The sequence below is a fragment of the Pantoea sp. GM_Pan_4 genome (genome assembly GCF_026541005.1).
Lineage (GTDB): Bacteria > Pseudomonadota > Gammaproteobacteria > Enterobacterales > Enterobacteriaceae > Pantoea > Pantoea dispersa.
The window spans coordinates 124438-150278 of record NZ_JALNUZ010000008.1; the positions used below are offsets into that span (position 1 = coordinate 124438).

The window sequence follows — 25841 nt, forward strand, 5'->3', positions numbered from 1 at the left end:
CCGGCCGCCAGCGGCCTGGTTCAAATAATAACAACACAGCTTCTTCAGGGTGAATCATGAGTAAACTCGGGTTTTACCTGCTGCTGCTGGTGCTTGCACCGGTCGCTGCGGTAATCGTCATCACGCCTATGGACAGCCAGAAACAGTATATTTTTGGTTTGATCAGTATTGGCATGATGTTTTTACTGGGCTTCAGTAAAAGCCGTAAAATAACCATTGTGATGGTTTTTCTTTCCGCGCTGATGTCGACCCGATATATCTGGTGGCGCACCACGGAAACGCTGCAGTTTAATTCCGAGATTGAAGCGATTCTCGGTATCGGCTTATATCTGGCCGAGCTGTACGTCTGGCTGATCTTAATTCTCGGCTTCCTGCAAACCAGCTGGCCATTAAAACGCACCATCGAACCGCTGCCGGATGATACCCGCTTGTGGCCGACGGTCGATGTCTACGTGCCGACCTATAACGAAAGCCTCGACGTGGTGCGGGATACCGTGCTGGCGGCGCAGTGTATCGACTACCCGCGCGATAAGATCAAAGTTTACCTGCTGGATGATGGCAAACGCAGCGAGTTCGCGGTATTTGCCGCCGACGTTGGCGTCGGCTATATCACGCGTGACGATAACCGCCACGCCAAAGCCGGCAACCTCAATCACGCCATGAAAATCACCAAAGGCGAGCTGATTTGCGTGTTTGACTGCGACCACGTGGCAACGCGCACGTTCCTGCAGGCCACCGTCGGTCCGTTCCTGAAAGATCCGAAGCTGGCGCTGCTGCAAACGCCGCACTACTTTTACTCGCCGGATCCGTTCGAACGTAACCTGCGCGCCGCGCGCAGCATCCCGAATGAGGGCTCGCTGTTTTACGGCCCGGTGCAGCAGGGCAACGACAACTGGAACGCCACGTTCTTCTGCGGCTCCTGTGCGGTGATTCGCCGCAGCGCGCTGGAACAGATTGGTGGCTTCGCGGTGGAAACCGTCACCGAGGACGCGCATACCGCGCTGAAAATGCAGCGTCTCGGCTGGGGCTCGGCGTTCCTGGCAATTCCGCTGGCGGCGGGACTGGCGACCGAACGTCTGGGGCTGCACGTGATTCAGCGTACCCGCTGGGCGCGCGGCATGACGCAGATTTTCCGCGTCGACAATCCGCTACTGGGCCGTGGGCTCAAGTGGCAGCAGCGTCTGTGCTACCTCAACGCCATGCTGCACTTCCAGTTCGGCCTGCCGCGCGTGGCGTTCCTCACTGCGCCGCTGGCTTACCTGCTGTTTAACCTGAATATTATCCACTCGTCGGCGTCACTCATTTTCGCTTACGTACTGCCGCATCTGGTGATGTCGCTGTACGTCAACTCGCGCATGAACGGCAAATTCCGTTACACCTTCTGGGGTGAAATCTACGAAACCGTAATGTGCTTCCACCTGGTGATTCCGACGCTGCTGACCCTGCTGTCGCCAAAGCACGGCAAATTCAACGTGACGGATAAAGGCGGCCTGCTGGACCAGGGCTTCTTTGACTTCCACATCGTGCGGCCTCACGTCATCGTTGCCGCGCTGCTGTCGATTGGCATCGTGGCCGGCGTGGTGCGCGCCGTGGCGCATGATTACTTCGGTGTCGATCCTTACGTGATTGCGCTCAACGTCGGCTGGGCGGTGTTCAGCCTGATCATCCTGATGGCGGCGATTGCCGTGGCGCGTGAAACCAAACAGGTGCGTAAAACCATTCGTATCGAGGTGCAGATCCCGGCGGTGATTCACTATGCCAGCGGCATCTCTTCGCGCACGCAAACCAGCGATCTGTCGATGGGCGGCGCGCAGCTGGATGCGCCGGACAACCGGCATGAGCACGATGAAATCGAAGAGATCGATCTGCTGCTGAAATCGGGTGCCATCACCATTCCGGTGAGCAAGATCTCCGGTGATGAGGAGACCATTCGCCTGCGCTTTGGCACGATGCCGCTGGCGCGCCGCCGTGAACTGGTGCGCGTGGTGCTGGCGCGGGCCGATGCGTGGATCCAGCCGGAATATAAGCAGGACAATCCGCTGGTGTCGCTCGGCACCATCATCCGTACCGTCTTTGAGCTGTTCTGGCTGAGCTGGAAAGATCGCCGTGAGGCGCGCAAGCGTGATGGCCAGGCAACGGCCAAAGAGGACAGCGCAGCATGAAAACATTGACGTACACGTTGCTGGCCAGCGCGCTGACCACCACGCTGCTGCTCGCCCCTGCCTGGGCAGAGACGCCGGCGGTAACCCAGGACAGTGCCGCGCTCTCCGACGTACCGCCGCCGCAGGGGCTGGATGGCAGTGCCGATCCGCAGCTGAAGCAGGCGGCGGGCGACGCGCCATACACGCCGGGCGATGCAGCGCCGGTGCAGGAAAATACAGCACCCGCACAGCCAGTAGAGTCAGCACAGCCGGCAGAGTCAGCAACGCCAGCAGCATCGGCTGCGCCTGATATCGTCATACCGCCGGTGGCTGCGGAGGCATCGGCTGCCGCTGAGCCCGCTGGCGCGCTGTTAAACCAGCCGGTGAGCAGCACCATTTCGGTGGCGCAGATGGGGCAGCCGCGCGGCATCACCCTGACCGGCGGCCAGCTGCAGTCCGGTATTCTGTTTACCCTGCCGGGCGATGAGGTGATCACTAATGCGCGGCTCAACCTGTCGCTGCGCGTCTCTGCCGCGCTGGCGGCGCGCAACACGTCGCTGCAGCTGATGCTCAACGGCCAGCCGCTCGGCACGCTGCCGCTGGGGGCCAGCGACAGCGATGTCAGCGACTATCAGCTGGATATTCCGGCGGCGATGGTGGTTTCCAGTAATAACCTCAGCTTTAAAATTAACGATGCCGACAAGCTGCTGTGCGAAAAAGAGAGCGCGCAGCAGTATCAGGTCACCATTCTGCCGAAAACCACGCTCAGCCTTGAAGGCCAGCAGCTCAACATCGGCACCAGCCTGCGCAACTTCCCGCGTCCGTTTATTGATGTGCAGCGCATGACGCCCGCCAGCGTGACCTTTGGTTTTGCCGCTAAAGTTTCGCCGGATAGCGTCAGCGCCGCCGCGCTGGTGGCTTCCTGGCTCGGCATTCAGTCGGATTACCGTGGCATCCGTTTCCCGGTGGTGCGCGGCGATCTGCCCGAGCACAACGGTATCCTGATCGGCCATCCGGGTGACAAAATCGGCAGCGTGACGCTGCCTGCGGCGAAGGGGCCGCTGCTGCAGGTGATCGATAACCCCAACAATCCGGTGTACAAACTGTTGCTGGTGGTCGGTGCAGATGATGCCCAGCTGCGCCAGGCGGCCAACCGCCTGACCACGCAGCCGCTGGCCACCGATGCCAGCAGCCTGAACGTACCGCCGCAGCCGATTGGCACGCGCAAACCGTACGACGCACCGCGCTGGATCAACACCAGCCGCCCGGTGCGTCTCAGCGAGCTGCTGCGTAAAGATCAGAGCCTGACCACCACCGGTATCTGGCACGATGCGCTGCGGGTTAACTTCCGCGCGGCGCCGGATCTGTTCCTGTGGGACGGCGACGCGATTCCGGTCAATCTGCATTACCGTTTCCCGTCGGAAAGCTGGATCGCTGAAAACAATTCGTTCCTCAACGTCACGCTGAACGGCACTTTCCTGCGCAACCTGACGGTGAACAAAGTCGGGCTGCTGGAGAGCGCCTGGCACCGGCTGGGCGGGGATGCACGCCAGGAGCAGTACACGCTTAAGCTGGAGCCATACCTGATTTACGGCGACAACCAGCTGGCGCTCTACTTCAACATCAAGCCAAAGGCGGATGCGCCGTGCGGCGTGCTGCTCAACAACAACATCAAGAGCCGTATCGAAGAGGATTCGTGGATCGATCTGAGCCACACGCGCCACTTCACCATGCTGCCGAACCTGTCGTACTTCGTCGGTGCTTCGTTCCCGTTCTCGCGGCTGGCGGATTTTTCGCAGACCACGCTGCTGCTGCCGGAGGCGCCGGGTGATGCCGAGATCGCGACGCTGCTGGACATGGCCGCGCGCGCCGGTAACGCCACCGGCGTGCCGCTGGTGCAGAATCAGGTGTTGTTTGGTCTGCCGAACGGCGGCACCAATCTGACGCGCCTGCAGCACAGCGATGTACTGGCGGTGAGCACCATGCAGCACAGCGCCTTCACGCAGCAGATGCTGGCCGGCACCGCTTACCAGACCAGCGGCAACACGCTGGGCGTTAAAGAGCCGACCACCGTCGATAAGCTGCGCGGCTGGCTGACCGGTGACTGGTCTCGCCAGCAGCTGGATGCCGATCGCTACTTCTCTTCGAATGAAGCGTGGCGCGGCTTTGTCAGCTATCGCTCACCGTGGAGCGCCGATCGTCTGGTAGTGATGACGGTTGCCACCAGCGATCAGCAGCTGCTGCGTTTGCACGATGATTTGAATTCGGCGCGCATCAACGCCGGCATCCGCGGTGATACCGCCATCATCACCGATGAGAATGGTATCCGCAGCTTCCGCGTCGGGCCGCAGTTCCCGAGCGGTGAAATGCCGTGGTACATGATGGTGGTGTGGTATGCCAACCAGCACTCGGTACTGATGGCGCTGGCGGCGCTGCTGCTGTCGGCGCTGATCGGCAGTGCGGCCTGGGTGATGCTGAAGCGCCACGCGTGGCGCCGTCTCCACCCGCAAGACGATAGCCACTCCGGCCGGAAGTAAGGATAAAAATAATGAAAAAACAGCTGATAAGTGCCGGTATTCGTCAGGCGTTGCTGCTGGGCGGCGCGCTGACCTTCTCACAGCCGCTGCTGGCGGCGGAGAGCACCAATCCGGCGTTACAGGCACTGTTCGACCAGGCGGCCTACTGGCATCAGAAAGCGCATGACGATCTGGCGAAAGCCTCGCTGCAAAAAATCCTGATGGTGGAGCCGAACAATACCCAGGCGCTGTATCTGCTGGCGCTCTATTCACAGCAAAGCGGCAGCGCGGCTGATGCGGCACAGTGGCGCGCCCGCCTGAGTGCGGTATCGCCCAACGATCCGCATCTGACGGAGCTGGACAACGCGCGGCAGCTGCAGAGCATTCCGCAGGCGCAGCTGTCGCTGGCGCGTCAGCAGGCGCGCAGCGGTAACATCGCCGCCGCGCTGCAAACCTGGCGCAACACCTTCAGCGGCAACGAGCCGCCGCCGAGCGTGGCGGCAGAATATTATCTGACCATGGCCGGCGACCGCACGCTGCTGCCCCAGGCTGTGGAGGCGCTGCGGCAGTTTGCCGCCGACCATCCGCAGGATACCGGCGCTCAGCTGGCGCTGGGCAAAGCGCTGACCTATCAGGAAGCGACGCGCCGCCAGGGCATTGATGTGCTGGCCAGCATGGCGGACGGTAATAAAGAGGCCGATCGCTCGCTGCGTCAGGCGCTGCTGTGGCTGGCGCCACAGGCGTCAGACGCCGCGCTCTACCAGACCTGGCAGCAGCGCCATCCGCAGGACAGTGCAGTGGTGGATTACTACCGCAAAAACGTCGGCGGCGCGGAGAAGGGCGCTGGCTTTAGCGCGCTGAACAGCGGCGACGTCAGCGGTGCGCAGAACAACTTTGAAAAAGTGCTGCAGGCCAACCCGCAGGACGCCGATGCGCTTGCCGGTATGGGCTACGTGGCGCAGCGCGCCGGACGCTACGCCGAAGCCGCCGATTATCTGACGCGCGCCGCACAGCTGGGCGGCGATCAGAGCCAGCAGCGTCAGCAGCAGGCGGCCGACGCCCGCTTTTACGCGCAGCTGGCGAATGCCCAGCAGGCGCTGAAAAACGGTGACAGCGCGCAGGCGCTGGCGCTGAGTGAGCCGCTGACGCAGGCCGAGGGCGAAAAAGGTATATCGGCGAAGCTGTTCCGCGCTGATGTGCTGCGCCGCAGCAATCAGCTGCAGCAGGCGGAGCAAACCTACCGGGCCATTCTGCAGAGCGATGCCGATAACCGCAGCGCCAAAGAGGGGCTGTTTTACGTGCTGCGCCAGCAAAACCGCAGCGCCGAAGCCAATACCCTGCTGGCATCATTGCCCGACAGCGTGCGCCAGAGCGTGGCGCCGCGCGGTAACAGCAGCGATCCGCTGCGTGCGCAGGCAAAACGCGAGCTGGCGGCAGGCAACCGCAGTGCGGCCATCGCCACGCTCAACAGCGCCATTCAGCGCTATCCCAGCGACGGCTGGCTGCGTCTCGATCTGGCACGCATTTACCGCGCGCAGGGCGATAGCCTGCTGGCCGCTAACGTCATGCAGCCGACCCTGCGCAGCGGTGCCAGCACCAGCGAGCTGTACGCCGGTGCGCTTAACGCCAGCGAGAGCGGTGCCTGGCAGCAGGCCAGCCAGCTGCTGGCGCGCATTCCCAACGGCAGCAAGAACAGCGAGATGCGCGAACTGGCGCAGCGCGTGAATTTCAATCTGCAAATGGCCACCGCCGATCGCTATCTGGCGCAGGGCTCTGACGCGGCGGCGGCCAATACGCTGCGCGCCCTGGCCGCCACGCCGCCAGCCAATCCGGTCGATGCCGGTAATCTGGCGCAGAAACTGGCCAAAGCCGGCGATCTCACCACGGCGGTGACGGTGGTACGCGGCAACATGCAGCGCGGCGTGCAGGGCAACGCCGGTGATTACGCCGCGCAGGTGGCGGTACTGAATCAGGCGGGACTGACGACCGAAGCGCAGAGCTTCCTCAGCAGTCCGGAGCTGCAGGCGCGCAGTACGCCCACGCAGCTGGCCGGCATCCGCAACGGTTATCTCATCAATGAAGTCGATCGCCTGCGCGAGCAGAAGCAGTACGCCGCCGCCTATGACAAGCTGGTGGGTGCGCTGCAGCACGATCCGCAGAACCGCGATCTGATGTTTGCCATGGCGCGTCTGTATCAGTCCGGCAAGATGAACAAAGAAGCGGGTGTGGTGTATGACTATCTGCTGACGCAGGATACGCCAACGCAAGACGCACGTACCGGCGCTATTGATGTGGCGCTGGCGCAGAACGACATCGACAAAGCGAACACCTTAACCCGCGGCCTGCGCAATGAGCAGACGCCGGATCGCCTGTTACTGCTGGCGCGCGTGGCGGAAGCTAACGGCGAGCACAGCCAGGCGATGAGCTACCTGCGCAGCGCGCGCGGCCAGCTGATTGGTCTGCAGGGCGCACAGAGCGGCAGCGTGCCGACCGTTGGCGGTCTGGCGCTGGCGGACAATCCGTTTATCAACCGCAGCACCTCGCCGGTGTCCGGTTCGCCTTCCAGCTATGGCACAGTGATGCCGTGGCAAACGGCACCGGCCACCAGCAGCAGCGCGCAGGACGTCACGCTGGCGAGCACCACGCCGGATGTCCGGCAGAGCCAGACGCTGCGTCAGATTGACGAGATGATGGACAATCTGCAGGAGAAAACCGGCACCTGGGTACAGGGGCAGATGCAGGTGCGCGGACGCGACGGCGAATCGGGGCTCAGCAAGCTGACCGAAGCCAAAGCGCCGCTGACCTTCTCGACCGTGCCGTTCGGCGAGTCGCGCTTCGACTTTACTATGACGCCGGTGTCGCTCACCGCTGGCAGTGCGGCCGGTGATGCGTGGCGTCGCTTCGGCAGCAACGCGCTGGTGCAGGGCAATGTGGTGGCATCCGGCGCGGCCAAGATAGACGACACGCCGTCTTCATCGACCGATTCGCAAAAGGCCACCGGCGTGGAACTGAATATGGCGCTGAAGGGCGACAGCTACAAAATCGACCTCGGCAGCACGCCGCTCGGCCAGGATCTCAGTACGCTGGTGGGCGGCGTGCAGTGGTCACCGAAGCTGACCGATTTCCTGACGCTGATCCTCACCGGTGAACGCCGCGCCATGACCGACAGTCTGCTGTCGTACGTTGGCGTAGAGGACAAGACCAGCGGCAAGCGCTGGGGGCGCGTCACCAAAAACGGCGGCAACGCCATGCTGAGCTTCGATAACGGCGACGCGGGTTTCTACGTCGGCGGCGGCGCTTACAGCTATCTGGGCGAGAACGTGGCGAGCAACAACAGCGTACAGGCCACGGCGGGCGCTTACGTGCGGCCTTACCACTACGACGACCGCGAGCTGAAGGTCGGCATGAGCCTGTCGTGGATGGATTTCTCCAAAAACCTGAGTTACTTCAGCTACGGTCAGGGCGGCTATTTCAGTCCGCAGAATTATGCCGCGGTATCGTTCCCTGTCGACTTCAGCCGCAAGTTTGATGACCTGAAAGTCAACGTTGGCGGTTCGGTCGGCTATCAGTCGTACAGCCAGGACAAGAGCGCGTATTTCCCCAACGATCCGTCGCTGCAGTCCCAGCTGCAAAGCCTCGCCGATCAGGGCTTTGTCAAAAGCGCCTACTACAGCGGTGAGAGCAAAAACGGCATCGGCTATAACCTGCACGCCGGTGCCGATTATAAGATTAATAAAGATGTCACCATCGGCGGCCAGCTCGGCTATGACACCTTTGGCGATTACAACGAAAGCACAGCCAATCTGTACTTCCGTTATCTGTTTGGAGACAACTAATGAGTGAGCAACCGGGCGCACGCATCAGCCATCCGTATCAGCCGGGCTGGTTTGATCTGGTCAGCGTGATGATTGAGAGCATGCTGGACAACGCTGGCGCGGAGGCGGAAGCCTTCCTCAACGGCGTGGGCGAATTGCTGGCAACGCGCTATCCTTTGCCGGAGGCGCGCACCGTGCAGGATCTGGAGCGCGAAATTAATCTCCAGCTGGCGCGCTTTAACTGGGGCTTTGTTCAGCTGCAGCCGCAGCAGAACGCGATTATGCTTGAGCACCATGCCCTGCCGCAGGGCGACAGCCAGCTTGATGCAGAACGCTGGCAGCTGGCGCTGAGCGCAGTGCTGGCCGGCGTGTACGCGCAGTGGCTACGTGCGCAGGGTGGCAGCGCGGCGGTACCGCTGACGCTGGAAAAAATCGACGGCGGCACGCTGCATTATCGATACCAATAGGAAGCTGTGATGAGAGTGATGCGGTTCTGGCGTCAGTGGATGCTGTGTTTCATGGTGATATTTTTCAGTGCTCAGGCGGCGGCCGATGGCTGGAGCAGTTACAAAAGCCGCTTTATGAGCAGCGACGGCCGCATCAGCGATACGGCCAACAACAACGTCAGCCACACCGAAGGCCAGGGCTACGGCATGCTGCTGGCGGTGGCGTATAACGATCGCGCCACCTTTGATTTGCTGTGGCAGTGGACGCGTACCCATCTGCGCAATCCGCAGAATGACCTGTTCTACTGGCGCTATACGCCGGGCGCAGCCGATCCCATCGCCGATAAAAATGATGCTTCGGACGGGGATGTGCTGATCGCCTGGGCGCTGCAGCGCGCGGCGCAGAAGTGGGGCGGTGATTATCAGCAGGCGTCGGATCGCATTCAGCGCGCGGTCATCAAGCTAACGGTGATCGACTACGCCGGCCGCAAGGTTATGCTGCCGGGTGCGCAGGGCTTCAATAAAACCAGCTATGTGGTGCTTAACCCTTCCTATTTCCTGTTCGCCGCATGGCAGGAGTTTGCGCAGCACAGCCATCTGCGCGTGTGGAACACGCTGATTGATGATGGCCTTGCGCTGCTGGGCGACATGCAGTTTGGCAAAACCGGCCTGCCGCTGGACTGGGTGGCGCTGAACGCCGATGGCTCCGTCGCGCCGGCGGTCGGCTATTCCAACCGCTTCAGCTATGACGCGATCCGTATTCCGCTGAATATCTGGTGGTACGATCCGCAAAGCCTGCGGCTGGTGCCCTTCCAGCGCGTCTGGCAGGGCTACGCGCGCGACACCACGCCAGCGTGGTTTGATGTGCTGGCCAACACCCCGGCACCTTACAATATGGAAGGTGGCCTGACCGCGGTGCGCGACCTGACGCTCAACCAAACCGGCTACCTCAGCGACCGCTTAGCGCCGGAGCAAAACTATTTCTCCGCCAGCCTGCAACTGCTGACCTGGCTGGCTTATCAGGAGAAGCGATAGCCTCTCTGTGCCGGACGGGATTAACCTTCCGTCCAGCCGATCACCATCAGGCCCGCCCGCCTGGCTTCAAACCCTGTTCCACCTTTTCACTCGATTCCAGACCTGTCTGTATTTCATTTCATTCCTGTACTGACCGCGCAGCTATTGCGCCCGATCAACACCATCAGCGCGTACTACACGCAATTTGTCATGCTAAAATGTATAGACAAAAGTGTATGATAAATGCAAACGGAACCGGAGTTTGAGTGGGATACCACCAAGGCGGAAACAAATTTCCGCAAGCATGGTATCCGCTTTGAAGTTGCAGCCCGCGTGTTTGAGGATCCTTTCCACCTGTCGGTGCAGGATCGTTATGAAAATGGGGAATATCGCTGGCAAACCATTGGTAATGTTATGGGGCATGTGGTCATTCTGGTGGCCCATACGGTGCGCTTCGAAACAGATGTTGAGCGAATAAGGATTATCAGCGCACGCCATGCAACGCGTATTGAGAGGAGGCGCTATGAGCAAAGTCAGGTTTAAACGCAGTGAATTACCGCCGCTCACCGATAAGCAACAGGCGGAGCTGGATGCTTTGAGCCGGAAACAGGACAGCGACATCCAGTGTGATGATATTGCGCCGTTAGACGACAGTTTCTGGCAGGCTGCCGAACGGGGGCGTTTTTACCGCCCGGTAAAAACCCAGGCTTCGATCAGAATCGATGCGGATATTCTTGAGTGGTTGAAGGCGCCTGGCAAAGGTTACCAGACGCGCCTCAACGCGATCCTGCGAGCCGCGATGCTAAGAGAACTGCAGGGTAAATAGTATGCTTATTTAAAATCCGCATACGGTTCCAGTGGCTGTGGTGGCATATCCATGTCGCCGTTCCAGCCGGCCATTGAGTAGCGCACATACAGCAGCCCGTGGCTTGGGGTGTAATCTTTCGCCTGCTGAATGTCCATGGCCAAACCCAGCGACCAGTGCGGCGTGATGCGCCGCTCTATCAACGCCTGCACGGTATAGCCGAAACCGCGTCCGGAACTGCTGTCCGATGACGGATTGCTGGCCAGCGTAAAGCCTGGATTCACCGGGTAGCGCGCCTGAGCGTCGGTGGTTGACTGTGACCACGACACCGAACCGCCGAGTTCATACGACCAGTTTTCCGTGCGCTGACGCCAGGTCAGCGGCACCGCCAGCGAGAAGTAGCGCTGCGGGCTGTAATAGCCGCCCTGGCCAAAGGTGTAGTCGCTCAAATCTTTCTGATAGTGCCACAGCATACTGTTCAGGCCGATGGTGGCGCGCTGGTTGTCGCTATTGATCAGCTTGTAGTAGTAGCCTGCCATCAGCCGTTCGCGGCTGTTGTCCGCCACGTTTTCACCGCTGATTTGATGGGCGCTGAGAGCGGCCCACACCCCGTGCGCGCCGCCCCGATCGTAGCTCAGGCCGATGCCGCCGCCGGTCGCGACGACGCCGCCCCAGTTTTTGCCGCCGTTAGTGGCCGGATCGCGCGCGCCGGCGTAAGCCAGCAGCGAACTGGAGATTGGGCGACGTGAAGCAGTAAAGGTCACCCCGAGATCGTCGATATCAGTTTTCCAGCTTACGCCGCCGACCCAGTTAGTGACGGTAAAACCGAGCGGCGTGGTGCCGATATCGGCTGACCAGCGATCGTTGTGCCAGCCGACGCCCAGCGCGGTGCCTTCGTCCCGCTGGGTGAAATCGCGCCGGCAGCCCCCGGCGTTGGCATCGTTACAGCTGCCGAACTGTTCACTGTGGCTGCCATCCGTGGTGGAAAACGTCCCGGCAGACACCTGTACGTGATCAACGCGCACAAAGCTGCGGCCATCGGCCAGCGGGGTTTCCGCCTGCAGCATGGTGGTATGGGCGGTAAAGTCAGAGGTGCCACCGTTGCCCTTATCGCGCGAGTAGTCCTGTTCCAGCGTCACAGTGGTGTCCTGCTGGCGATACAGATCAGCGGCGTCGCTGCGAATGCTGCGCTTCAGCCAGTCGTCCTGTGCCTGCGTGCGCGTCAGCCGGGTATAGCGGGCGTTATCGTCTGGCAGCGCAGGGGTGATGCCGCTGGCGACCATCGCCGCGCGGTAATCCTGCTGTGCCAGCGCGGGCTGGCGCTGCTGTCTCTCCAGCCGCGCGGCATCACGCAGCACCAGCGCTTTTTCCTGTGACGGCGCGACAGCGGCGGCGCGGGTTTTCAGCGCGCTGAACAGCTGCTGCGCTTTGAAGAGATCGCCGCTGTTTTGCCAGGCGAGCGCCACGCGCCGGCCGCTGTTCAGGCTCTGCTGCGCCACGCTGTCTGGCAGGCTGTGCAGCGCTGCGCGCGCTTCGGTGGTGCGCTGCAGCGCCAGCAGCGCCTCGATGCGGCCGAGCGCGGCATCGTTGTTGCTGGCGTCCTGCTGCAGCACCTGCTGATAACCGGCCAGCGCTGTTGTGGCATCGCCCCGCTCCAGCGCCCAGTCGGCCAGCGTAATGTCGCGGCGCGGCGAGGCCGGCTGCTGTTGCAGCAAGCGGATGGCGGCGGCTTCATCACCGCGGGCGCGTAGCTCCCCGGCACGCCCGAACGCCTGGTTTTGCGCCAGGCGATCCGCCAGTTCATGCATGTTGCTGTCCCAGCGGGCGGTGGGTAAACGGTGCAGCGTGGCCAGCGCGGCGGCATCGTCGTCGCCGGATGACTGCCACAGTGCCGTGGCATACAGCGCGGCTGGCTGCTGCGGCTGCTGGCGCACCATCGCGGCCATTACCGCCGCGCCTGCCTGGTTGTCACCGCTGCTGCGTAGCGCATTGGCCAGCCGCCAGGCCAGCCAGACATCATCCGGTCGCGCCTGAGCCGCCTCACGGTATTTCGCTACCGCCTGCGGCCATTGCTGCTGCTGCGCCAGCGTATCTGCGTCGGCCAGCAGGCTCTCAATACGTAAATTGCTCAGGCGCTGCTGCGCCGTGCCGTTACTGCGGTCAAGGCGCAGCGCCTGCTGCCAGTACTGTCGGGCTAACGCGCTGTTTTTACGCGCCTGCGCCACATCACCGAGGCCGATGAGCGCCCAGCTGTCATTGCTGTCGATGGCCTGCGCGCTGCGGTACTGCCGCTCAGCGCCGGATAAATCCCCCTGCTTCAGCGCCGCGTCGCCGCTGTCGATAGCCAGCCAGTAACGATTGGTCTGTAACAGGGACTGCCACTTGCCGATTTGCGTGCTGGCCTGGCCCGCCTGAATCGCTTTCTGTAGCCAGCTGATGGCGGCGGCACGGTGACCGGCACGCGCCTGCGCCTGGCCCATGGCACCGAGCAGTTCGGCGTCGTCCGGATTGGCCTTCAGCGCCGCCTGTAATGCGCCGATTGCCGCCGCGCCGCCGCCAGCCTCGACCAGCGCCAGGCCGCGCATGCGCTGGCGGAAGGCCGGATCGGCCAGCATTTTTTGCTGACGCGCCAGCTCATCCGCTCCGCGCTGTTGCGCATCGCCGCTGGTGAACACCTGCAGATACTGCTGCAGGCTGGCAACGCTGCGCTCGCTCACCGGCTGGTTCTGGATCTGCTGCAGCCACAATTCAGACGCGGCATCGCGGCCGCCGTCGCGGTTGGCCAGCTGACGCAGCTGGGTCACCGCCTGATCCGGCTGATTATTATCAAACGCCATGCGCGCCAGCTGTAGCTCGACGCCGATATTGCCCGGATAACGCTGCTCCAGCGCCTGCAACTGACGCCAGGCGAGCGGCTGCTGGCCTGGCAGGCGCGCCACCAGTCGCCAGTACTCCAGTTCGGTGTTTACATCGGGAAAGACGCCGTGAAACAGCGCATCCCACGCTGCTTTGGCCTCCGGCAGCCGTCCGGCGGTGGCCAGCAGCCGCGCCTGCTGCAGCTGCTGACGCCCTTCGGGGCTCATCAGGCGCAAACCTGCCGCAGATTCGCGTGTGGCGGCGTCATCCGGCGCAGCCTTTTGCAACGCATCGAACAGCTGCTGCGCTTTGGCCTGATCGCCCTGACGCAGCGCCATACGAATGCGCGCCGCCAGCACCTGCGGGTTATCCGGATCGATTTTTTCCAGCCGGTACAGCGACTGCTGCACCAAATCGTATTTGTTGGTGGATTCGCCGGTACGAATCTGCATCAGCAGCCACGCGACCGGCGCCACCTGCGGACCGGGCGCGGCCGCCACGCTGCCAGCCAGCGCACTGGCGATCAGCAGCGCAAGCGGTAACTTATTCATCGTCATCCAGCTCAGCCAGGCGACGACGGCTCACCATGCGCATCAGGCGCCAGGCCATCAGGGCGAACAGGATCACCACCAGCACGGCACACACGGCCAGCCATACCGGATGGGTGGCCAGCAGATTCCACAGCCGCTCCCACCACGGCAGATGCCCGACAAAGTAGGTATCGCCCACGCGCACGCTGTTGACGCCGGACTCCCGGACGATGCTGACAGAACCGAACATCGCCGCGCGTTTGCCGCTGTCGCGCAGCGCTGCATTCAGCAAATCCCAGCCGCGTGGGCTGTCAGCCAGCAGCGCCACCACACTGCGCTGATCGTGAAACGGCGACTGGAAGCCAACCAGAGCGCCGAGCGGACCGCGCGAACTGATGCCGGTCTGGCTTTCGGCAGTGCGCTCGCTGGCTGACAGTGGCACGTTGGGCGCGCTGCCCGGGCGCGATGGCATGTTGAGGGTGCTGCGCGTGCGATCCACCAGCAGATTGATCGCCGTGTCCGCCTGCAGATCCGGCGGAATGCTGCCGATCAGCAGCAGATCGGCATCGTGGTCTTTGGCGTTGCGCCAGTCATCGCTCATCTGCACGCGCAGTGCCGGATAGCCGGTCTGGGCGCCGATCGCCCCCAGCGCGTCAAGCAGCGTACTGACTTCGCCGCTCTCCGGTTTTGCCGGCACCAGCACCAGGGTTTGCGCCAGATCGGCGTAGCGGCTGAACGGGAAGCCAGCGCTGGCAAACGCGCCGAGCGAGGGCATTTCGATGTAGTGACGATAGCCGGAGAAATCGATGCTGGAGCGATCGTCGATCACCGCATGATGCGCGACGGGGGTGACGGTTTCACAGCGGCCATCGGCAGTGCCGCCGATAAAGGTATTGGCGTAGTCAAAATCAAAGCGCAGCTGGTTCACCACACCGAGACGCAGTGCCGGAATGGTCAGCTGACGGCTGTTGTCCTGCAGGCCCTGCATCAGCGGAATGCGCATCAACTGCTGGCCCGCGCCATCTTTACTGGTCAGCGGATAATCCTGCATGAACTGGTTATTGAGATGCACCGCCAGCCGTGAGCCGTCCTGCTGCACCGGTGAGGTGTAGCGATAGATCAGGTCCATATCAATGCCGCGTGCGCGCACCAGGAACAGATCCGGCGGCAGGTTGAGCGTCAGGCTAATCGGGTTGGGTTGCAGGCCATCAGCCTGCAGCTGGTTCTGATACTGCGTCAGTTCACCAAAGGTGGTGCGGCGATCGGTGCGTACCCAGTTTGGCGCATCGTACGGCTGGCGCGGGGCCAGCAGTTTCACGCTGTCGATGGTGGCGCGCTCGCCGCGCAGCAGCAGTTCACCCTGCGCAATGCCCTCTACTGCGGTGATCAGATCGTTATCGTCGCGGCCGAGAATCAGCAGCATCTTCTGATAGGGATTGTCCGGCTGGCTGACCATTTCCACGGTGGGTTTGTCCACCGGCGGCAGCGTTTGCAGGAAGTCCGGCCGGCGATCGTTAGTGGCGAACACCACCGCATGCTGTCCTTCCGGCAGCTGGTTATACAGCACCGGGAAGGACTGGCCGCGCCACTGCGCCTGGCTACCGAACCACGAGGCCAGCAGGCCTGCCGCACGCTGTTGCTGCACATCCGGCTGGCCGCTGAAGACCATCGGCAGCTGCAGCGGCCGGTTGTCGCGCGCGTCAAAGAATGGCTCCGGGAAATGGGAGAGATCGTTTTTCAGCGGCAGCTTCTGCAGCGTCAGGTCCAGTTTGCTCGCTTTACCGATATCCAGCCAGATGGTGCTGTTGGCCGGATTTTCACACACGTTGGCGTAGTGGCCGACCAGTTCCAGGCGGATGCGGTTAAAATCGCTAATGTAGCGCGGGTCGATCGCCAGCTGCGTCTGGTTCTCTTTGCCGAGCTGATCGGCGGTGACGGTGACCAGTCCCACCAGTTCATCGTTGAGATACACCTTGAGCTGCGACTGCGTCGGCAGCAGCGCCGGCGAAGGCCGGTAGTTGAGCGTCAGCAGCGCGCGCGTGACCACTTCATCGCTGCGCACGCCGAACTCAATCTGGCTGGTGGGGACGGTGCCGCGCAGCGTCATGCTACCCGGCGGCGGTGCCACCTGGGTAAACAGCAGCTGGCTATCGCGCAGCGGGGCGCTGGCATCGAGCGGTTGGTTCACGTCGGACAGCGGCGCAGAGGTTGCCGCAGGCGGTGCAGCAGGAAGCGCCGCCGGAAGTGCCGCCTGCGCCAGAGATGCCGTGCCCAGCAGCAGGGCGGTGAACCAACTCAGTTTTCTCGTCATGGTCATATCATCAGCTTAGGTAAAATCAGTGTTGAGCGTTGCCGGTCGCGGACGGACGCTATGCGGCAACAGCGTTGCCAGCCAGTGCAGTCCGGCGGTCAGGCCACGGAACAGGCGGCGCAGCGGTGCCGGACCATACTCCGCCAGCCGCAAATAGCCTTTGAAGCCGAGCAGCATAATGTCCGCCAGGCTCTGCACCGGTTTATCCTCCGGAAAACCGTCCTGCCACAGCGCCCAGGTATCGGCGCGCGCAAAGGTGCACTGAATAAATTCGATGTGCTGGCGGGTGGAGAGCTGGTGCAGGCGGATACCTGCGCGGCGGCCAAATACGCGCTGCACCTGGCACGGAAAACTGAACTCCTGCTGTCCGCGCCGCAGCAGCAGCGAGACGCTTTCGTTCTCGCGCAGTGCATCCGGCTCGCGCAGTTCGACGCCCACGCCGCCGTCAGAGTAGTCGCGCAGCGTGCACGGCAGCATATGACCATCGGCGCGTGCCAGCGCCGCCGGCATGGCGATCTCCACGCGGTGCGCTTCACGGATTTGACGCGCTTCCACCGACACCGCCACCGCGCCGCCGAGAATAATCATGTTGTAAACCACCCACACCAGACTGACCCAGATGGTGAGCAGCTCATTGGCCGGGCCGTGCGCCATGCGCCAGAAGCCCGTGCCGATACCGGCAATGTTCAGCAGCACCAGCAGCATATAGGGTTTGGTGATCACCCAGTCGAGATGGCGCTCTTCTACCAGGCCCCCTTTGGCGGTCACGTTGAATTTGCCTTTGTGCGGATTAAACAGCGCGACGGTGGTGGGGCGGGCGATATACCAGGCGAGCACGGTTTCATACACCTCGCTCCAGAACGAGTGGCGCCAGCGCCCCTGGATGCGCGAGTTGGTCAGGCTGGTATGCACCATGTGCGGCAGCACGTAGATGGCGATGGCCAGCGCGGGCGCATAGATGATGTAGGCATGGCACAGCAGGAACGCCAGCGGCGCCAGCAGAAAGATCAGCCGGGGAATACCGGCAAGAAAGTGCAGCATGGCGTTGGCGTAACACAGCCGCTGTACCAGCTTCAGCCCTTTGCCAAACAGCGGATTATCGAGACGGAAGATCTGCACCATGCCGCGTGCCCAGCGGATGCGCTGGCCAATATGCGCTGACAGACTTTCGGTCGCCAGCCCGGCGGCCTGTGGAATGCGGATGTAGGCTGAGGTGTATCCGCGGCGGTGCAGTCGCAGCGAGGTGTGCGCATCTTCGGTTACCGTCTCTACTGCGATGCCGCCAATCTCATCCAGCGCGCTGCGGCGCAGCACTGCGCAGGAGCCGCAGAAAAAGGCGGCATCCCAGGTGTCGTTACCATCCTGCACCAGACCGTAAAACAGCGAGCCTTCATTCGGCGTCTGGCGGAAGCGGCCGAGGTTGCGCTCAAACGGGTCCGGTGAGAAGAAGTGGTGCGGCGTCTGCAGCATGCCCAGCCGGTGATCTTTCAGGAACCAGCCCATGGTGAGCTGCAGGAATGAGCGTGTCGGCACATGGTCGCAGTCAAAAATCGCCACGTATTCGCTGCGGCAGGTGGTTTTCAGCGCATGGTTGATGTTGCCGGCCTTGGCGTGTTCGTGGCTGGGGCGCACCACGTAATTGACGCCCACGCTGGCGGCAAACTCGCGGAACTCCTCGCGCGTGCCGTCATCAAGAATATAGATGTTGAGTTTATCCTGCGGCCAGTCGATGCCCAGCGCAGCATAGATGGTGGGTTTGACCACGCTGAGCGGCTCGTTGTAGGTCGGCACCAGAATATCGACGCTGGGCCAGCTGGCGATCTCCGGCGGCATGGAGACCGGCTGGCGGTTGAGCGGCCACAGCGTCTGGAAATAGCCCAGCACCAGTACCGTCCACGCGTAGGTTTCCGCGCCAATCAGCAGCAGGCCAAATGTCAGGCTGAGCGGATCGTCCCAGTTAAGGGTTTCCGTATAGCGCCACCACAGATAGCGGCAGGAGATGGTGAGCGACAGCACAATCAGCATGATGGTCACCAGCCGGCCCGGCATACGGCGCACCAGCATGGCCAGCGCCCACAGCAGCAGCACAAACACAAACTGCGTGGTGATATCAAACGGCTGCGAGATGCACAGCAGCGCCAGCAGGCTGGCGGCGATCGCCACTACGATGAACAGCAGCTGACGCACGCGCCGTGGCAGGCGCTGCAGCCAGCGTTCGCTGCGCTGCGGCACGCCGCTGTGCTCCAGCCGCGCCGGCAGCTGCGCCAGCCATTGATACAGCTGCTGGCGCCAGCGGAACAGCGAGCCAAAGGCGTTAAAACGTTTACGCTCGCTGCGCGCGCTGCCGTCCAGCGGCAGCATAATAAGCAGCCACAGACTCTGGAGTGCATAGCGCACAATATCGAGCGGACGCGGGCGCAGCGGAGAGATATGCGGGAAGTAGCGCTGACGCTGCTGCAGCACGCGCCGCCACGCCGGCGTTTCCAGCCGCAGCAGCGACCAGGCGAGCACGCACCACAGCAGATGCAGCGCGACCGTTAACCGCCCGGCGCCGTGCTGACGCGCCAGGTGCGCGCGCTGCTGCAATGCCTGCGAGGCCTGCGGCACCAGCAGCCAGCGCAGCGCATTCATGCGCCACCTCCGGCGACATGCAGCAGCAGCCAGTTGGCCAGCGTATTGATCTCTTCGCTGGCCAGCGCATGCGGACGCCAGGCGCCCACCGGCTGTTTCATCATCAGCGCTTCCGCCAGCGCTTCATCGCGATGAATCACCTGTGGAATCAGGTTCTTAAGCGAGCGCAGCCATAGCTGATGCAGATCCTGCTGCAGCTGGCTGTTGGCGTTGAACTGGTTAATCAGAAACAGCGTCTGCGGCGAAAAGTGCGCGCGGTGCAGGCGCAGCTGGCAGTTGGCATCCAGCGTTAACAGCTGAAGCAGCCGATCGGCGGCCGGGATGAACGCCTGCTGCCACGGCAGCAGATCCGCCGGAAGGTCGAAAATAATCCACTGATAGCGCTGTTTCAGGGCCGGCAAAGCCTTAAGCAGCGGTTGTGCAATTTCCGCTGTCGCTGCGTTTAAGGATAAGGTCTGCTGATGCGTGAGCGTGCCAGACGGCAGAAAATCCAGCCCCGGCTGATAGCGCAGCGCGCTGTGCTGCCACGGCTGGTTATCCAGCTGTGCACGCAGCCAGCCGTGCGGCGTGTCGAGCGGCAGATTAAAGTGGGCCGCCAGTTGGTTGGCTGGCGAAAGGTCGATAAGCAGCACCGACTGCTGCAGCGCGTTTAGCGCCCAACCCAGCGCGGCACTGAGTGCCGTCGCGCCACACCCGCCACGCAGCCCCTGTAAGGCGAGAACCGGCATTAGCGTGGTGACTCCGGTCCCTGCGTGCATTCCTGCAACAACGGCCAGCGCGACAGCAGCTGTTGCAGACGCGCTTCACGGGCAATATCAATATAGCGAAACGCCTTCAGTGAAAAGGCGTCACTCAGGGCGTTAATATCATCCTGATCTTCGCTGCCGACAGCGATCAGTGAAAAAGCATTTTCAGTTTTCATTACTTTTTTGCCACCAAAGAAACGACAACGGATAAAGAGGGGTGATATTTTTCTTGTCGCGTATAAAACAGCAGCCAGCGATTTCTGACCCGGCAAAGTCAAACAGTCTGGCGCGTGCGCAGCTTTTTTTATTTCAGCAGTTCCAATCGTTGCCGTCTATATTAAACTAGCCTGGATTGTACAGATCGCGACGCTAATATGAAAAATCTTTATACGCTTGGCCTGCAGCAGGTACAACAGGAATTAATCGCCCTGCAGTCGCCGGGATTTTACTGGATAACCTGCCAGCGGCCCGAAGACGCACGAACGCTGTTACGTCAGGTGGTTAGCCAGCAAAAGGCGGCCACGCTGGTGAGCGCGGATGAACCCCCGCAGGCGCTGTTAACGCCCGATCCGCCCGGCGGTCCGGCGCGTATTCCCTTATTTTCGCTGCCTGCCAATAAAGCCAGCCTGCAACATCTGGCCAGCGATATGGCGCGCGTAATGAATAAACGTAGCGGTCTGGTCATGTTTTATAGTCAGGCGGCGCTGTGGAGCAAATTATCCCCGGATGAACTAACCGTGTGGATAAAAGGCTTGCGCCGGGTTCTGTTAAAAAAACAAATGACGCTGCTAATGATCACCTGCGGAACCGCAATTATTCCCCTGCGAAATCATCTGCAGCGTTATTTTCGTCAGCTTGATGGTGTCGCCCATTTAGAATTTCAGCAGGATAGCTGGCAATATCGAATTAACTGGTGGTATTCCGCCGATAAATTGCTGGCCGACCGCGCTATCCGCCTGAACTGTATTGATAATCAGTTTATTGCGCAGGCTGAAGCCGCCGCGTCGCAGCCGCTGAGCCTCAATGATGAAAACCAGTTTCTGGCCCAGCAGGATGTGCTGGAAGGGGCGCCGCCGCTTTCCGCGCAGTGGCAACTGTTCAGCGATAACGAGAGCGTGTATGCGCGCGCGCAGCAGGCCAACGCCGCCACGGTCATCTTTAGCCTGGCCCATAATCAGGATGTGCCGACTCTGGCGAGCATGGTCCATGGTTTGCGGCGATCGCGCGGCAACGCGCTGAAAATCGTGGTGCGGGAACTTGGCACCAGCCTGCGCTACAGCGATGAACGTTTGCTGCTGGCGTGCGGCGTTAACAGCATTGTTCCGACGGCGGCGCCGCTGTCGCGCTTGCTGACCGCACTGGAAGGGGTGCAGGGCCAGCAGTTTACCCGCCATGTGCCGGCCGATCTGCCGGCGCTGGTGCAGGCGCTACAGCCGCTGCAGCAGAAAGGCTATTTGCCGCTGGAGCGATTCTGTGCGGCGGTACAGCAGTTGATGAACAATACGCTGCTGCCGGAAAACGACAAAGGGCTGATGGTGGCGCTGCGCCCGGTGCCGCAGCTGTCGCCGCCGCAGGTGCTGACGCTGTGTAAACCGCGTCGTTTTGGCGATTTGGTGACGCTGGTCGACGATCGGCTCTATTTATTCCTCTCTTCCTGCCGCTTTAACGACCTGGACATTGCACTGAAATCGATATTTTCCCTGCCGCACGACGAGCTGTTCAGCAACCGCATGGTGTGGTTTGCCGACAATCAGATTTTGTCGGAGGTGAATAAAGTGCGGCAGCTGACGCCGGTGGCGCAGTTCGAACCGCTCAGGGTACCGGCCGCTGCGCAACCTGCCGCGCCGGCAGCGGCCGCGCCGCACGGCCCTCAGACGCCGCAGCCGATCATCATTGACCTCGGGGAGCCGCACGTATGACGCTGATGGATGGTGTGCAGGTGGCGATCCTGCTGTTACTGATTTTGCTGTTCCTGAAATCGCTGTGGCGACGCTGGCTGCCGCAGCGCAGCACCAGCCTGCTGATGCGCCTGTTACCTGCCCGCGCCCTCAAATCGGAAGGGCAGTGGCAACGCCAATCGACCAAAACGGATAAACATGGATAACACACCTTCGACGCTGCACGCGGCGCGCTGGCGCGGCCTCGGCGGCTGGAACTTTTACTTTCTGATCAAATTTGGTCTGTTGTGGTACGGCTATCTCAACTTCCATGCGCTGAGTAATCTGGTGTTTCTGGCGTGGCTGCTGTTTCCGCTGCCGTCAGCGCGGCTGCATCGTCTGCGCCAGTGGGTTTCGCTGCCGATTGGCTTCGCGCTGTTCTGGCACGATACCTGGCTGCCGGGTCTGAACTCGCTGCTCAGCCAGGGCAGCCAGGTGGCGGGATTCTCGCCGGCCTATCTGCTGGATTTGCTGCAGCGCTTTATTAACTGGGAGATGATCGGCGCGGCCTTTGTGCTGCTGGTGATTTACCTGTTCGTGGCGCAGTGGATTCGCGTCACCGTGCTGGTGTCACTGGCGCTGATCTGGCTGAACGTGCTGACGCTCGCCGGCCCGGCGGTCAGCCTGCTGCCCAGCAAAGCCGCCGCACCGCCGGTGGCGCTGAATGACAAACCGGCCGCCAGCCCGGCCGCGGCGGGACTCGATCAAAGCGCGCCGCCCACCAGCGCCAACCTCACCGCGTGGCTGAATCGCTTTTACGACAGCGAACGCCAGCGCGTCACGCACTTCCCGGATGCGCTGCCCGCCGATTCGCAGCCGTTCGATATTCTGGTGATCAACATCTGTTCGCTGGCGTGGTCGGACATTGATGTGGCGCAGCTGCGTGACCATCCGCTGTGGAAGCACTTTGATATCGTGCTGAACAACTACAACTCCGCCACCGGCTACAGCGGTCCGGCCGGTATTCGCCTGCTGCGCGCCAGCTGCGGCCAGACCTCACACAGTAACCTGTATAAAGCCACCGACCAGCGCTGCTATCTGTTTGATAATCTGGCGAAGCTGGGCTTTAAGCAGCAGCTGATGATGGACCATACCGGCGTGTTTGGTAACTACCTGAAAGAGCTGCGCGAGGACGGCAACATGCAGGCGCCGCTGATGTCGCAGGCCGGGATTGCGCCGGAGCTGACGTCTTTTGATGGTTCGCCGGTGTACAACGACGGGCAGCTGATGCAGCGCTGGCTTGATGACCGCAGCAAAAGCAGCGATGCGCGCAGCGCCACCTTCTACAACCTGATTCCGCTGCACGACGGTACGCGCGAGCTGGGCAGCACCCGCACCGCCGAGTGGCAGCCGCGCGCACGGGTACTGTTCGACCAGCTCGATACCTTCCTGACCAATCTGGAAAAGTCGGGACGCCGGGTGATGGTGCTGGTGGTGCCGGAGCACGGTGCGGCACTGCAGGGGGATAAAATGCAGATGTCCGGGCTGCGCGACATTCCGAGCCCGGGCATCACCCACGTGCCGGTTGGCATTAAATTTGTGGGCATGAAAGCGCCACATCAGGGCCAGCCGCTGACCATCGATACGCCTGTCAGCCTGCTGGCGATTTCCGAGCTGGTGTCGCGGGTGGTGGACGGTCAGGTGTTTAACGCACCGAACGTCAACATGTCGGTGCTGGCGGATAACCTGCCGCAGACGCCGGTGGTGTCGGAAAATGATAACGCCGTCGTGATGATGTATCAGGGCAAACCGTGGATTCGCCTTAACGGTGGCGACTGGGTAGCCTATCCGCAGTAAAACCTGAGCGGCAAACGTTGCGGGCTGGCGCGCAACGTTTTGTCTCTGCGCCGCTAATGGCTGACAAAATGCTGAAACCGCGCGCAAAGCGGGGCAGTTGCGTGATTTTCGCCTTTATCCCGGCGCAAAAAAATGCTGACCTGGGATATACTTGCTGCGCATTCCGGCAACTGTCACGGCCCCCGGCGGCCAGGAGAGGTTTTGTTGCGCGTCAGTCGTTCGTTAACGATAAAGCAGATGGCCACCGTGTCCGCCGTGGCGCTGGTCACCATCTGTATTTTTATCGTCATCCAGTTATTCCATTTTGTGCAGCAGCGCAGGGTGGATTACGCCCAGCAGATGGAGAACGTCGCGCATACCGTGCGTCAGCCGCTGTCCGAAGCGGTGCTTAAAGCCGATATCCCGCAGGCCGAACGCATTCTGAATACCCTTAAGCCGGCGGGCATTCTGTCGCGCGCCGATGTGGTGTTGCCGAACGCCTTCCAGGCGCTGCACGCCGACTTCGCGCCGGAGAAGCCGGTGCCGCGCTTTGTCGCCCGGCTGTTCGAACTGCCGGTGCAGATTACGCTGCCGCTCTATTCGGTCGAGCGCAGCGGGCTGCCGAAGCCGATTGCCTATCTGGTGCTGCAGGCTGATTCGTCACGCGTTTATCAGTTCCTGCTCAGCACGCTGTCCACCATGATCACCACCTATCTGCTGCTGGCGCTGATTCTTTCAGTGGCGATCAGTTGGTGTATCAACCGGCTGATCGTGCATCCGCTGCGTAATATTTCGCGTGAGCTGCAGGAGCTGCCGCCGCCCGCCATTCTCACTCATAAGCTGGCGCTGCCGCACAATCATCGCGACGATGAGATCGGCATGCTGATTCGCAGCTACAACCGCAACCAGCAGGTGCTGGAGTCGATTCACGATGAGATGAGCCGGCTGACCACCCATTTCGCGGTGACCGATTTGCCCAATCGCGCGCTGTTTCTGGCGCTGCTTGATCAGCACATCCGCCATCGCCACAGCCAGCAGCCGTGGGGGCTGATGGTGATCCGCATCGAAACCCTGCAGGAAGCCAATGGCGTCCTGAGCGATGAGCAACGCGATACGCTGATGCTGACGCTGGTGGAAAAAATCCGCAGTACCATTGATGACCATACGCTGCTGGCACAGACCGGACCGAGTGACTTTGCGCTACTGATGAAGCGTGCGCACAACCCGTTTCGCGCCATGCGGCTGGCGCGCAACCTGATGCTACGCATCAACCAGCCGGTGAACCTGTATCAGCTGCAGCTGCGCCCCAACGCCAGCATTGGCCTGGCGCTGCATGATGACAACACCGTGTCCGCAGGCGAACAGCTGGCGCGCGCCACGTCGGCGATGATGTCGGCGCGCCATCAGGGTAAAAACCAGATTCTGTTCTTTGACCCGGCGCTGACCGAGCGGGCGCAGAAGCGCTTAACCCAGGAGCACGACATCCTGCAGGGCCTGCAGGATGGCCAGTTTGCGCTCTATCTGCAGCCGCAAATCAATATGGCCACTGGCGAGCTGGCCGGCGCAGAAGCGCTGCTGCGCATGCGTATGCCGGACGGCAGCTACGGGTTATCCGAAGAGTTCATCGCCAGCGCCGAAGAGATTGGCGTCATCTCCGCGCTCGGCCGCTGGGTTTTTGAAGAGGCGTGCCGCATTATCGCTGGCTGGCAGCGCCACGGCATCAATCTGCCGCTCAGCGTGAATATCTCCGCAGTACAGCTGCGCGATGCCAGCGTGGTGAGCCACCTGCAGGGGCTACTGGAGCGCCATCGCATTGCGCCGGGTAACTTCGTGCTGGAGATCACCGAAACCGCGCAGATTGGCGATGCTGAACAGGCGATGGCGCTGCTGCGCTCGCTGCAGCAAACCGGGGTGGCGGTCGCGCTGGATGATTTCGGCATGGGCTACTCCAACCTCAACTACCTGCATCAGTTCAAAGCGCTGCCGGTCAATAAGCTGAAAATGGATCGCAGTTTTGTCGCCGCGCTGCCGGATGATGACACCATGGTGCGCATCGTGGCGGCAATTGCCGATATCATCCACCTCGACGTGATTGCCGAAGGCGTCGAAACCGCCGAGCAGCGCGACTGGCTGCTGGCGCGCGGAATTACCATTGGGCAGGGCTACTTATATGCTGAAGCCCTGCCGTTATCGGTGTTTAACCAGCGCTGGCTGGCCAGCTCGTCACCGTCTGAATAATCACCTTATTTATTGATTTTCCTTGCAGAATTGCACCGTTATGGGGTGCTGAAGCGTTTCAGTTCATAGTTAGAGTTTT

At 61.6% G+C, this 25841-nt stretch carries 16 protein-coding genes; 11 read left to right on the forward strand and 5 right to left on the reverse strand.

All coding sequences use genetic code 11. The features are described 5' to 3' along the window. The first annotated feature begins 56 nt into the window (after positions 1-56). The 7 genes from bcsA (OXR61_RS16630) to OXR61_RS16660 all read left to right on the forward strand — a co-directional run bounded on the left by bcsA (OXR61_RS16630) (position 57) and on the right by OXR61_RS16660 (position 10758). Positions 57-2162 (forward strand): UDP-forming cellulose synthase catalytic subunit, encoded by a 2106-nt coding sequence (bcsA, locus tag OXR61_RS16630; protein WP_267412422.1) that lies wholly within the window; start codon positions 57-59, stop codon positions 2160-2162. Further along, a complete protein-coding gene (gene bcsB, locus OXR61_RS16635; RefSeq protein WP_267412424.1) occupies positions 2159-4678 on the forward strand; it encodes a cellulose biosynthesis cyclic di-GMP-binding regulatory protein BcsB in 2520 nt (839 codons plus the stop codon). The genes bcsA (OXR61_RS16630) and bcsB (OXR61_RS16635) overlap by 4 nt, the downstream gene beginning before the upstream one ends. Positions 4679-4689: 11 nt before the next feature. Continuing rightward, positions 4690-8493, forward strand: coding sequence for a cellulose biosynthesis protein BcsC (locus OXR61_RS16640; protein ID WP_267412426.1), 3804 nt, complete (start codon positions 4690-4692; stop codon positions 8491-8493). Continuing rightward, positions 8493-8939, forward strand: a complete 447-nt coding sequence (gene bcsD / locus OXR61_RS16645; protein WP_058758083.1) for a cellulose biosynthesis protein BcsD — start codon at positions 8493-8495, stop codon at positions 8937-8939. Before OXR61_RS16640 ends, bcsD begins: the two co-directional genes overlap by 1 nt. Before the next feature lie 9 nt (positions 8940-8948). Then, positions 8949-9953 (forward strand): glycosyl hydrolase family 8, encoded by a 1005-nt coding sequence (locus OXR61_RS16650; RefSeq protein WP_031279620.1) that lies wholly within the window; start codon positions 8949-8951, stop codon positions 9951-9953. A gap of 222 nt (positions 9954-10175) precedes the next feature. Continuing rightward, the gene (locus OXR61_RS16655) at positions 10176-10475 is read left to right on the forward strand and encodes a BrnT family toxin (protein WP_058771045.1); all 300 of its coding nucleotides are present in this window, start codon (positions 10176-10178) and stop codon (positions 10473-10475) included. Beyond that, on the forward strand, positions 10456-10758 hold the full coding sequence (locus OXR61_RS16660) for a BrnA antitoxin family protein (RefSeq protein ID WP_058775497.1): 303 nt from the start codon (positions 10456-10458) through the stop codon (positions 10756-10758). Before OXR61_RS16655 ends, OXR61_RS16660 begins: the two co-directional genes overlap by 20 nt. Before the next feature lie 5 nt (positions 10759-10763). Here OXR61_RS16660 and bcsC read toward each other — a convergent pair whose 3' ends face one another. Genes bcsC through bcsR form a run of 5 tightly spaced genes read right to left on the reverse strand, consistent with a single transcriptional unit; the run spans position 10764 to position 19987 of the window. Next, entirely contained in the window at positions 10764-14144 is a 3381-nt protein-coding gene (gene bcsC / locus OXR61_RS16665; protein WP_267412433.1) for a cellulose synthase complex outer membrane protein BcsC, read from the reverse strand. After that, positions 14137-16440, reverse strand: a complete 2304-nt coding sequence (gene bcsB, locus OXR61_RS16670; protein ID WP_081316029.1) for a cellulose biosynthesis cyclic di-GMP-binding regulatory protein BcsB — start codon at positions 16438-16440, stop codon at positions 14137-14139. The genes bcsC and bcsB (OXR61_RS16670) overlap by 8 nt, the downstream gene beginning before the upstream one ends. A gap of 9 nt (positions 16441-16449) precedes the next feature. Next, a complete protein-coding gene (bcsA, locus tag OXR61_RS16675) occupies positions 16450-19065 on the reverse strand; it encodes a UDP-forming cellulose synthase catalytic subunit (protein ID WP_267412436.1) in 2616 nt (871 codons plus the stop codon). Beyond that, complete coding sequence (gene bcsQ / locus OXR61_RS16680) at positions 19062-19793, reverse strand: cellulose biosynthesis protein BcsQ (RefSeq protein ID WP_021507006.1); 732 nt, start codon at positions 19791-19793, stop codon at positions 19062-19064. The genes bcsA (OXR61_RS16675) and bcsQ overlap by 4 nt, the downstream gene beginning before the upstream one ends. After that, positions 19793-19987: a cellulose biosynthesis protein BcsR gene (gene bcsR, locus OXR61_RS16685; RefSeq protein WP_021507005.1), complete on the reverse strand. Its 195-nt coding sequence runs from the start codon at positions 19985-19987 to the stop codon at positions 19793-19795. The genes bcsQ and bcsR overlap by 1 nt, the downstream gene beginning before the upstream one ends. 198 nt (positions 19988-20185) lie before the next feature. On the opposite strand from bcsR, the gene bcsE reads away from it, so the two are divergent. The 4 genes from bcsE (at position 20186) to hmsP (ending at position 25762) form a co-directional block, all read left to right on the forward strand. After that, the gene (gene bcsE / locus OXR61_RS16690; RefSeq protein ID WP_267412437.1) at positions 20186-21730 is read left to right on the forward strand and encodes a cellulose biosynthesis protein BcsE; all 1545 of its coding nucleotides are present in this window, start codon (positions 20186-20188) and stop codon (positions 21728-21730) included. Further along, positions 21727-21915 carry a cellulose biosynthesis protein BcsF gene (gene bcsF / locus OXR61_RS16695; protein ID WP_010617915.1) on the forward strand — a complete coding sequence of 63 codons (189 nt, stop codon included), beginning with the start codon at positions 21727-21729 and terminating at the stop codon, positions 21913-21915. The genes bcsE and bcsF overlap by 4 nt, the downstream gene beginning before the upstream one ends. Further along, complete coding sequence (gene bcsG, locus OXR61_RS16700) at positions 21908-23545, forward strand: cellulose biosynthesis protein BcsG (protein WP_104189219.1); 1638 nt, start codon at positions 21908-21910, stop codon at positions 23543-23545. The genes bcsF and bcsG overlap by 8 nt, the downstream gene beginning before the upstream one ends. 204 nt (positions 23546-23749) lie before the next feature. Next, complete coding sequence (gene hmsP / locus OXR61_RS16705) at positions 23750-25762, forward strand: biofilm formation regulator HmsP (RefSeq protein ID WP_021507002.1); 2013 nt, start codon at positions 23750-23752, stop codon at positions 25760-25762. Positions 25763-25841: the final 79 nt, after the last annotated feature.

Bases quoted from the DNA above. Each gene is read 5' to 3' on its own strand.
- bcsA (WP_267412422.1), top strand. From the start codon at position 57: ATGAGTAAACTCGGGTTTTACCTGCTGCTGCTGGTGCTTGCACCGGTC.
- bcsB (WP_267412424.1), top strand. From the start codon at position 2,159: ATGAAAACATTGACGTACACGTTGCTGGCCAGCGCGCTGACCACCACG.
- OXR61_RS16640 (WP_267412426.1), top strand. From the start codon at position 4,690: ATGAAAAAACAGCTGATAAGTGCCGGTATTCGTCAGGCGTTGCTGCTG.
- bcsD (WP_058758083.1), top strand. From the start codon at position 8,493: ATGAGTGAGCAACCGGGCGCACGCATCAGCCATCCGTATCAGCCGGGC.
- OXR61_RS16650 (WP_031279620.1), top strand. From the start codon at position 8,949: ATGAGAGTGATGCGGTTCTGGCGTCAGTGGATGCTGTGTTTCATGGTG.
- OXR61_RS16655 (WP_058771045.1), top strand. From the start codon at position 10,176: ATGCAAACGGAACCGGAGTTTGAGTGGGATACCACCAAGGCGGAAACA.
- OXR61_RS16660 (WP_058775497.1), top strand. From the start codon at position 10,456: ATGAGCAAAGTCAGGTTTAAACGCAGTGAATTACCGCCGCTCACCGAT.
- bcsC (WP_267412433.1), bottom strand. From the start codon at position 14,144: ATGAATAAGTTACCGCTTGCGCTGCTGATCGCCAGTGCGCTGGCTGGC.
- bcsB (WP_081316029.1), bottom strand. From the start codon at position 16,440: ATGACCATGACGAGAAAACTGAGTTGGTTCACCGCCCTGCTGCTGGGC.
- bcsA (WP_267412436.1), bottom strand. From the start codon at position 19,065: ATGAATGCGCTGCGCTGGCTGCTGGTGCCGCAGGCCTCGCAGGCATTG.
- bcsQ (WP_021507006.1), bottom strand. From the start codon at position 19,793: ATGCCGGTTCTCGCCTTACAGGGGCTGCGTGGCGGGTGTGGCGCGACG.
- bcsR (WP_021507005.1), bottom strand. From the start codon at position 19,987: ATGAAAACTGAAAATGCTTTTTCACTGATCGCTGTCGGCAGCGAAGAT.
- bcsE (WP_267412437.1), top strand. From the start codon at position 20,186: ATGAAAAATCTTTATACGCTTGGCCTGCAGCAGGTACAACAGGAATTA.
- bcsF (WP_010617915.1), top strand. From the start codon at position 21,727: ATGACGCTGATGGATGGTGTGCAGGTGGCGATCCTGCTGTTACTGATT.
- bcsG (WP_104189219.1), top strand. From the start codon at position 21,908: ATGGATAACACACCTTCGACGCTGCACGCGGCGCGCTGGCGCGGCCTC.